This is a genomic window from Bdellovibrionota bacterium (assembly GCA_040386775.1).
Taxonomy (GTDB): Bacteria; Bdellovibrionota; Bdellovibrionia; order Bdellovibrionales; family JAEYZS01; genus JAEYZS01.
Map to the genome: position 1 here is coordinate 7,493 of JAZKEU010000006.1, position 9,081 is coordinate 16,573.

A 9,081-nucleotide genomic window follows, 5' to 3' on the forward strand; every position below is an offset into this window, starting at 1 on the left:
GCCGGGAATTGGCCTAAAAACACGAATATCAATTCCTTTGGCCTTCAGATCATCCATCCTCGTCGTGATCCATTCCAATGACCCGACCCTATCAACAATCAAACGAACGCTCACACCACGTTGAATGGCTCTTAAAAGAGCTTCCTCAAAGAGCTTTCCAACATCATCGGGATCCCAAATGTACATTTCGATTTCTATAGAATTTTGACTTTGATCTATTTCTTCTAGAAGACTATTGATCACGTTTTGAGAATTAAAATAAATCATGTGTTATCTTAAGCGAAACTCCCCTTTTCCGGCAAGAGAGGCTTCATATATGTGTAAAGAATTTCACTTATTCTAGATTAGGACATCACAGCAGATGATTATTCATCTTTTACATCAGACGGATTTGGAAGTTGAAAATTCTGTTCCGAACTAGAAGATCCATATCCAGGTTGACGTTGTCTAGGCTGATATCCATAACCACCTTGATTTTGCGAAGGACGATACTGAGATCTAATTTCCACAGGAGACGGGCCAACCGGCGCAGAGTATGGAGACTGCTGTAAAACTGGGTACATTCCCCAATTTGAAACCGGAAAATGTGTCTGTGCCAGAGAGCCAACACTGCAACTTTGCGGAATATAATTATTGTAGGCGCCTGTAGCATTAGCCTCATACAATTTTCTTCTAGAAACTTCCATTTCAGTCACTAAGAAATCCCAATCTGGAAGTTTACAAATGATTTCATCCACTGGCATTTTGAAGATTTCAATAGCTCCCCTTGGAAGTGGAACATTTCTAGGAACTCTTCGAAAAGCAAATCCCTCCGCAGGGAAAATTGCAATCTGATCTCTGATATCAAGTCTTGCGTCTCCTGGGATAAAAACAATGGGATCAAAGGAGGTCGCGATTTTTAATCCTGCCGTTGTTGCCACAAGTAAACTCTGAGACTTGATAATAAAATTGGCGACTATGCATGGCTCAACAGCCTTTATATCCGCAAGCGGAAAACATCCTACTCCTTGAGGCGAACCAAATTGCAAAAGTTGAGTTGGGATAGAATATGGATTTGGAGAACCACTTCTAGGCTGTCTCTCATAGTACTCTTCATCTTCTTGCGTGGTCGGGCCATTGGATTGATTGAATCTCGCATGACTCAATTCAGGCGGCGCATAACCTGGTACAAAAGGTCCTCCTGGCACCGGAGGTCTTTGAGGAGCTGGGTATTTCAGAACATCATCTGCCGTTGCCCCACCTGAAGCCAATTCCAAAATTGCTTCACGATCTAAATCTGGATTTATTTTTTTCATAAGACCAATACCCGCCGCAACAACTGCCGCTGCATTCGAAGAGCCCTTGTATTTTTTCCCGTCGTCACCCTTCACAAGAGATGGTGCAATTAACTCAGGTTTATTTAAAGATTTAGACACCGAGCTTTTAGAAGATTTTTCGCCTACAGTGATCACATTCGGATTGTCGGCAGGATTGAGTAAGCTTTCTTCTTTATCTCTTACTGGAAATTTCACGTAATCTCCCTCGGCCGTGATTCTTAATCTATCGGTTGAGGCAAAGTTATCGCTCTTTGATCTTACTTTGACATAAGAAGTGCCTTCAGGAATTTGGGTTTCGATGATTTCACGAGGATAAAGTGTAAATCCAGATTGTCCTTGATTAGGATCGTCCGATTCCACTTGGGTCAATTCTGAGGCAACTGATTTTTCAAAATTCTCATCAAACATATAAAGATCTAAGTCTTTCGCAGAACCTTCTTGTGGTTTATTTTTAAAATCATCCCACGCAAGGACAAGTCTTAAATTGCATTTTCTATTTTGTTTTTTGATTTTAGTACTTTCCGGGAACTCACATTTTACGGGAAGCGCATTCTGTTCTAGGTCCATATCGACCCAACTGCTGTCCGAGATTACAATGTCTGAATTGAAAGTTGTTAATCCAAAATTTCCGGCAGCATTGACCCAAACAATTCCTGCATTTGTAGCTCGATTCACAAGAGTGTTAAAAAAACCTCTTCCATCATAATTACTTCCATACTCAATGACTATGGAATGAAGAATGATTTCCACACCATTCTTAATGGCATCCTCAATTGCCCATTGAAAATTACTATAACCATCGGACTTATAGAGATAGATCTTTGGAGCCAAACTCCATTTGTTATAATTGTCTGTCATGTATTGAGTAATAATTTGAGCCATGACTAGGCCATGAGTGTTTTTATCGTCAGGAGATCTTACGTTCGTATCGCCTGGCCTAACTTTTAAGAACGTGTTCTCCGGAATTGAATATCCTTTTTCCTCTTGGTATCCATCAAATCCATAATCAAAGACTGCAATTTTTACGACTTCTCTATTTTTGTCTCTCTTGAGATCTGTATAAAATCTATCAAAGCCTAATATTCGAATATTTTCTTCAATGTTATCAACCTCCGTTGCAAATCCATTTTGAGTTGATAAAATACTCACTAACACTAAACTTAAAATCGTTCTCATATACACTCCATGAACTTTTTTAGACTGATTAATTTTTCTAATTAATTTTATTTAATAGTATCTATACCAATAGTAGTTACATCCACTCCAACCGTAATTGTAGTAAGGGTAGTAAGTATAGCTATAGTAATAGACGGGATAATAAGGGTAATAGTAGCCATGATAATTTCCATAGTAAATGTACCAACTCTGACGAGGCAGGTCTCTATCCAGCTCATCCGTGTTTGAAACAATACTTTCTACATTGATCACATCTGAGAGACTTGAAACTTTTTCGAATTCTAATTCATCTAGTTTTTCGGCAGTGGTTTTATCGACTCCCTGAAGAATGATATTTGATCTATGAACATATAGAGTTCCATCTTGATCTTTTTTAATGAGAATGGTTTTAGGTAAATCTTTTTTTGCGACATCGGCCGCAATGGCGCTGGTAGAAAGAAAAAACGCTGTTAATAATGTTGTTGATACTTTGATTGCAAATGCTTTCATACGTCCTCCTCCGAGCAATGCTCGGCTTTCATGTAAGACGTAATTACATCCATGGGTCAAAAATCACAATGGCGCATTGAAGCGCCACTGAGTTATGAATAGATCTAAACAAAAACTATGGAATTAATTCTCGAAAGATGAATTTGCTAGCCACTTCTTAGCAAGCTCAACAAACATTTGTCTACCTTTCTTAACATCTGACAAAGAGTTATTTCCAAGGTCATCGCAATGGGCAGCCCCTTCCATCGTGAAAGTCACAGTGGCTGTGTTGGAATCATTCTTATTTTCGGGAGCAATAGAAAGATTCAACCAAGGATCCGTAGAACCATTGGTATAAAAAATATTCGAAGCTCTACCCGCATCCAAAAGTGGTGCGTAGTAAGTTTCGTTCACATATTTTTCATTTCCAGAAGTGTCTAAACCATAAAGTCGAATACAAATATTTCTATGGTAATCGGCATTGATAAGAGTTGATCTTACCGAGATTTTTTCATCATGGTAAGCATTCTGCCAGTAACCGTACTCTGTGCATGATTGATAGAACCACTGTCTCATGTTATCAGAAGAATCAACATTAGGATCTAGAGCACCAGCTGCGGACATGTCCAAAGCTGTCATTCCCCAACTGTCAAAGATCTCGATTGTGAATTTTGCGTAGCCTTGAAGAGGATTTTCAGAATCTAAAAGTTCACAGAAGCGATTTTTATATCCATATTGAACAGCGAGAGCTCCCATATCTGCAATCAGATACATAAAATCCACATTGTCTGTGAGGGCTTCGCCACGGAATTTCTTTTTAACTTCCAAGAGTTTTTCTGGGCTATCGAAAAGAGCTTCGACTTCTTTTACAACTTGTTTCATCTTCGCCCCACACTGTTCACCAACAACTTTGGAAACGTGAAGATCGTATTCTTCAAAATTTTCTTTCGCCATCACTGGACCTGAAGAAGATAGTGCTCCTACGACTAGATCTGGATTCTTTAAACGATAATAAGCTGCTAGAGATCCTGCATAAGATCCACCAAGCACAACCCATTTGCCTTTAAAGTTTTTTTCTTTTTGAAGATAAATTTGAATCGCTTTTAAATCTTCTAATGCTTGTGCAGTTGAAAGATACTTTAAATTCTCAGCAGTGAGATTTGTTGTAGGCATCGACTTGCCGTAATATCTATGCTCAACATAGACAACGCTTGCCCCCAACTCTTTTGCATGGGACAGAATCGATTTATTAGGATTGCATTCAGCTTCTCCACATATATATAAAAGAACCGGCGATGTTGTAACGTCTTTTGCCAACTCCGTATTGATAAAATATCTTTGCTTGAAAGTTCTCGTATCATTGGCATCGCTGTGATCAAGTTTTTGATCGAATGTGTAGGATTTAAGTTCAGTTGTTTCTAAACCTCTTAGAGTAATACCGGTTTTCTTTTTAAGAAGAGCCTGCTCTCTCTTCGCTAGGACTTTTTGTCTATGAAGTTCGAACAATCTGATATCAGCAAATGCTGTGTTTGAAATGAATAATGCAACAAATAGAACACTGACTAAATTAAATAGAGTTTTCATGAACCCCTCCCACCGGTTCTCAGAAGTACTATAAGAGAACTTGTCTTACCATAAAAATCATAATAAATCTCACCTCCTGAACGTCGATAAGAACAAGCCCAGCACTTGGATCAAATATAAGAGGGCTTATGCAGTACCTCCATAGGTACGTGCTGCACCATGCCTGTGGACTCTTCTTCGATATGATAACTGTTAGAAAAACAAGTGATTTGACTGCTATTTATAACCTTTGATTTCCACTAAATATCCTGTCGGGCATTTCACATACATTTTTTTTCGTTCTAGCTTTGTATCTGGATCGACTACCGTTGGTGCCATAGAAATACATTTCGGGTCTTGCATAAGAATGTTTTCAGAGAGCTGATTGAACTCAGCTATTCCTAGATTAATCCCGAAATGTAGATCTGGTAAGTTGGGTTCGATAAGTGGATTTTGTTTCAAAGTGATCTGAGTTCCAAAAAAATCGATGTTTACATAGCCCGAGGGATCTTGGTGTTGAACGGTAGCAGTCAAAACACGAGTAAAAAAATCGACCGAACTTTCTATAGACCTCACTCCGATAGACAAATGAAAATATGGACTCATTTCAATCCCCCTAATTCTTTTATTCGCTCGTCCATTGCGGCCCCCCATCTGTCGGTATGGAAAAATGATGAGCGATCTGTTCTAGACCATGACGCCGATAAAAACGATGCGCATCGGTTCTCTTTAGACCGGAATCCAGCTTAAGAAAGTGACAGTTTTGTTTCTTTGCTGTATCAATTAACCAATCTAAAAGAATTTTTCCGTATCCCTTTGATCGATATTCCATACTGGTAACAAGATCATCTACATATAAGACTTTTCCTGTAGCTAACGTTTCCATTAGTCGAATTCCTGCGACGGCTCGCACATTAGGATCGAGTAGACATACGAGTTTATATTTTTCCTGTGCCATAAGGCGTATGATTTCGATAAATTTTTCCTCGACAAGATGAGGTCTTAGCTCCTTCATGACTGGGTAGGCGAAAAGAATCTCCGCGTTGGTTTCGGCTATCTTGATTTCCATAGAGATAACTATGTCATGAGATTAGGGTCTGGTCATCTCTTTGTTTTCTGATCGGTGAAAGTATGTAGGTGTTTCTAGTTTTTCAAAAGAATCTGCTTATCACGATGCAAATCTTTTAGCCTCGTGTTCATGCAAAGAACACTGCAAACAAACGTCCGGAATATATTCAGAGCTTTGCGGGATTCATAAATATGATTTCAAAGAAGAAATACACGAGGCTACAACAGATTATAGATGCGTCTGCCCTTTCTGATCAGTAGGAGGGCGCTTTTCAAAAAAAAGGTCGTCCGATTAGGACGACCTTTTGCTCTCCTGAAATTAAAACTACAGACGCGAGGTCTGACGTTCATTTCTATCTTGAGAGCGTTCTCTAGTTTGCGGAATATCATTGGCTTCGTGAAGATTTCGTTTATTCACGGGCTCCCTATCTTCTCTTTCATTTCCCGTATTCGGATCAAGTCTATTTCCTCCGATATCGTTCACTTTGGAATTGGGTTTTTTCTTATTATTACCCATATTATTATCATCCTCTTTATGATTTTTTGAAAATTCAGTAAATGAAGACATATTGTGCTCCTTTGGTTAATTACAGTTACAAATAGCTAACAAATAACCAAGCAAGAGGCGTGCCCGAATATAATAGGAATACTTTTGATTTCAGAAAGAATCATGTCAAAAAAGTCCATTTGAAGAGGAATTTTTCCCTTTTAGGGATGCCATCTCGCTAAAAATTTGTTAAGAAATTAAAATCATATGAAATTCAATAAAACGTACTTTGATAAATTATACCCCAAGAACGAAACCATCGACGGAGATTATAACTCCAGAGACCATGGTGATTACTTGAAAACGCTTTTTCATCTTATGGGAATTCATATTTCTTCGGTTTATGATTTTGGATTTGGCAAAGGCACTCTGCTGCGTGATGTTTCTAAAAAATTAGAAGCTACTCACATCCGTGGATGCGATATTTCACCTTATGCTTATGAAAGCTTAAAAAAGAAAAAATGGTCTAAAAATTTCAAACTCGAAATATCAGAAATTTATAACCTAAAAATTCCGAAAAAACCCTATCACTTGGGACTATGTAACTCAGTTTTGCAATACATCCCTGACGACAAACTTAAAAAATCTATCGATGTACTTTCAAAATCCTGTAAGTACGTTTATTTCCACGTTCCCACTCAAGAAGATTATAAAATATTAAAAAAGGATTTAAATTTTACAGATTCTTATGCGATTCAAAGAAAAAATCACGTTTATGAAAAATTTTTGAAAGACAAATTCACTTTTGTCTCATGGGGATTATTAGAGTCAAAGAAATTCTCTAATCACAAGAACTCAGCCTTCACGGACAGCCTCTATCGTTTTTGAGAAATACGATAAATAACGCCAGCGTAATCATCGGACACCAAAAGAGATCCATCCGTATAAATCTCGACGTCCACAGGTCTTCCCCAATAATCTTTTCCGCTCAACCAACCTTCAGCAAAAGTTGTATAAGATATAACTTTATTTCCATCAAGCTTGGCTAGACCCACTTTGTATCCTTGAGGTTGAGACCGATTCCAAGATCCATGTTCTGCAATAAAAATTTGATTTCGGTATTCTTCTGAAAATTGTTTTCCAATATAAAATCTCATCCCCAATGGGGCCACATGAGCTCCAAGTTCCAGTACTGGAGGAGCATAAGATAAACACCCTAGCTTGTTTTTAAACTCCGGGTCCTCGATATGTTTCCCATGGCAATGAGGAAATCCAAAGTGAGATTTTTCTTTCTCTAATCTATTGAGCTCGCAAGGAGGAATATTGTCGCCCATCCAATCTCTGCCATTATCCGTAAACCACAACTCATTTGTGGCGGGATGGAAGTCAAATCCAACGGTGTTTCGAACACCTTCTGCAACAATTTCTTTTTTATTACTTTTCAAATCCACTTTAAAAATGGTGGCATAACCTGGATCTGTTTTGCACACATTGCATGGAGCACCTACCGGCACATAGAGATTTCCATTTTGATCAAAGCGAATGAATTTCCATCCATGGTGCTTATCTTTGGGAAATGATGGACCAATCTTTTCAGGCCTAGCCACGGCTTTTACATCTTTTACGAATTTATCTACGTTCTTTATTACTTGGATCTGATGAATCTCTCCTATATAAAGATTCCCATCGCGATATGCCACGCCATTTGGAGAATTAAGGCCATCAGCTAAAACTTTAACAACATCAGCTTTATTATCTCCATTTGTATCTCTTACTGAATAAACTTTTTTAACGCTTCCACTCAAACCTCCCGAGCCTACAAAAATAGTTCCATCAGGTGAAATGGCTAAAGATCGCGCCCCTGGAACCACGGCAAATACAGAAATTTCAAAATTTTTTGGCAATTTAATTTTTTCTAAAGGTAGTTTCGCTTTTTCTTGAGAAATGGTTTCAGATTGCACCACTTGAGAAAGGGCTAGGCACAAAAATAATAAAAAATAAACTGTAGTTCTCATAAGATAAGAGTTTATATCTAATATCGCGACATCGCAAAATAGTTTTTTGTAGCATTTTAGGCACTTTTACTGATTTAATACACTTATTCTTATTTTTTTAATAATTTAAGAATTATATATCAAATGTGCGACTGTGGGTATGTCGCGAGGACACAAAAACATATGCGTTTATCAAAAAGTTTTATCTTTAAATTTTCGGCTATAACAATCTCTATTATTTTTGTTACCTTAAGCGTAATCGTAACTAAATATGTCCAAGAATCATATGAAAATACCGAAAATGATTTAATCCAAAAGGAAACAGAGTTTGTCTCTTTTGAACTTGCTGAGAACCTTCGTAGAAATATCGCCTACAGAGTTAAAATATTAGAAATCATAGCACACGCACGACCTGATATATTTCCTAACAACCAAGAACAATTTCTTAAAATTATACCAGCCGTCTCTAACAATTTACCCGGCTTCTATGCCATAAACTGGGTGAACACCGAGGGTACAATTAAATGGATTTATCCCTCGAAAGGCAACAAATCTGCCATTGGAAAAAATATTTTACACCGAACCGAAGTCACTCAATATCTTTTGGACGCAAAAAAATCCAAATTGCCAACAATCAGTCATGTGATCGATCTTTACCAAGGCCCAAAAGGGTTAATCCTTTACATACCCATATATGATAAAGAAATTTTTAAAGGCTGGTACAATGGAGTTATCAGTATAAATGAAATGTTAGATCGATTTTTTGAACGCCGAAAACTCCACAATATTTCAGTGACTGTAAAGTGGAAGGGTCACGAAAATTATGTTTATACTTACGGCGCAGAATCCAGTGGAAAAGCAGAATTGGAGTTTGAATCGGATGTCTTAAACCAAAAATTATTGGTGGCTGTAGATCTCAAGCGTGGCTCTGCAATAGAAGCTAGAAAAGCACGTCTAAATAAAATTTTTACCGTCGTTTATATTTTTATCGCTTTAATTGCATTGTTTA

The 9,081-nt window shown here is 37.8% G+C and carries 10 protein-coding genes; 2 read left to right on the forward strand and 8 right to left on the reverse strand.

Annotated elements, in window-relative coordinates:
• From V4596_01930 to V4596_01960, 7 genes are all read right to left on the reverse strand, one after another.
• Nucleotides 1-267: phospholipase D-like domain-containing protein (locus tag V4596_01930; GenBank protein ID MES2767878.1), on the reverse strand; the 267-nt coding region annotated here is incomplete at its 3' end.
• A 98-nt stretch (nt 268-365) separates the two neighbouring features.
• Nucleotides 366-2,492 (reverse strand): S8 family serine peptidase, encoded by a 2,127-nt coding sequence (locus V4596_01935; protein MES2767879.1) that lies wholly within the window; start codon nt 2,490-2,492, stop codon nt 366-368.
• 51 nt (nt 2,493-2,543) lie between these two features.
• Nucleotides 2,544-2,981 (reverse strand): hypothetical protein, encoded by a 438-nt coding sequence (locus tag V4596_01940; GenBank protein ID MES2767880.1) that lies wholly within the window; start codon nt 2,979-2,981, stop codon nt 2,544-2,546.
• Between the two features lie 123 nt (nt 2,982-3,104).
• Complete coding sequence (locus V4596_01945; protein MES2767881.1) at nt 3,105-4,544, reverse strand: S28 family serine protease; 1,440 nt, start codon at nt 4,542-4,544, stop codon at nt 3,105-3,107.
• A gap of 216 nt (nt 4,545-4,760) precedes the next feature.
• Nucleotides 4,761-5,129 (reverse strand): hypothetical protein, encoded by a 369-nt coding sequence (locus tag V4596_01950; GenBank protein ID MES2767882.1) that lies wholly within the window; start codon nt 5,127-5,129, stop codon nt 4,761-4,763.
• Nucleotides 5,130-5,148: 19 nt separating this feature from the next.
• On the reverse strand, nt 5,149-5,592 hold the full coding sequence (locus V4596_01955) for a GNAT family N-acetyltransferase (GenBank protein MES2767883.1): 444 nt from the start codon (nt 5,590-5,592) through the stop codon (nt 5,149-5,151).
• A 324-nt stretch (nt 5,593-5,916) separates the two neighbouring features.
• Nucleotides 5,917-6,159, reverse strand: coding sequence for a hypothetical protein (locus V4596_01960; GenBank protein ID MES2767884.1), 243 nt, complete (start codon nt 6,157-6,159; stop codon nt 5,917-5,919).
• 186 nt (nt 6,160-6,345) lie between these two features.
• On the opposite strand from V4596_01960, the gene V4596_01965 reads away from it, so the two are divergent.
• The gene (locus tag V4596_01965; protein ID MES2767885.1) at nt 6,346-6,966 is read left to right on the forward strand and encodes a class I SAM-dependent methyltransferase; all 621 of its coding nucleotides are present in this window, start codon (nt 6,346-6,348) and stop codon (nt 6,964-6,966) included.
• Here the strand turns inward: V4596_01965 and V4596_01970 are convergent.
• Nucleotides 6,954-8,093, reverse strand: coding sequence for a PQQ-dependent sugar dehydrogenase (locus tag V4596_01970; GenBank protein ID MES2767886.1), 1,140 nt, complete (start codon nt 8,091-8,093; stop codon nt 6,954-6,956). The genes V4596_01965 and V4596_01970 overlap by 13 nt on opposite strands.
• Nucleotides 8,094-8,255: 162 nt before the next feature.
• Here V4596_01970 and V4596_01975 point away from each other — a divergent pair.
• On the forward strand, nt 8,256-9,081 hold an 826-nt coding region (locus V4596_01975; protein ID MES2767887.1), incomplete at its 3' end, for a CHASE domain-containing protein.

Coding starts and splice junctions, on each gene's coding strand:
- V4596_01935 (MES2767879.1), bottom strand. CDS start 2,492: ATGAGAACGATTTTAAGTTTAGTGTTAGTGAGTATTTTATCAACTCAA.
- V4596_01940 (MES2767880.1), bottom strand. CDS start 2,981: ATGAAAGCATTTGCAATCAAAGTATCAACAACATTATTAACAGCGTTT.
- V4596_01945 (MES2767881.1), bottom strand. CDS start 4,544: ATGAAAACTCTATTTAATTTAGTCAGTGTTCTATTTGTTGCATTATTC.
- V4596_01950 (MES2767882.1), bottom strand. CDS start 5,129: ATGAGTCCATATTTTCATTTGTCTATCGGAGTGAGGTCTATAGAAAGT.
- V4596_01955 (MES2767883.1), bottom strand. CDS start 5,592: ATGGAAATCAAGATAGCCGAAACCAACGCGGAGATTCTTTTCGCCTAC.
- V4596_01960 (MES2767884.1), bottom strand. CDS start 6,159: ATGTCTTCATTTACTGAATTTTCAAAAAATCATAAAGAGGATGATAAT.
- V4596_01965 (MES2767885.1), top strand. CDS start 6,346: ATGAAATTCAATAAAACGTACTTTGATAAATTATACCCCAAGAACGAA.
- V4596_01970 (MES2767886.1), bottom strand. CDS start 8,093: ATGAGAACTACAGTTTATTTTTTATTATTTTTGTGCCTAGCCCTTTCT.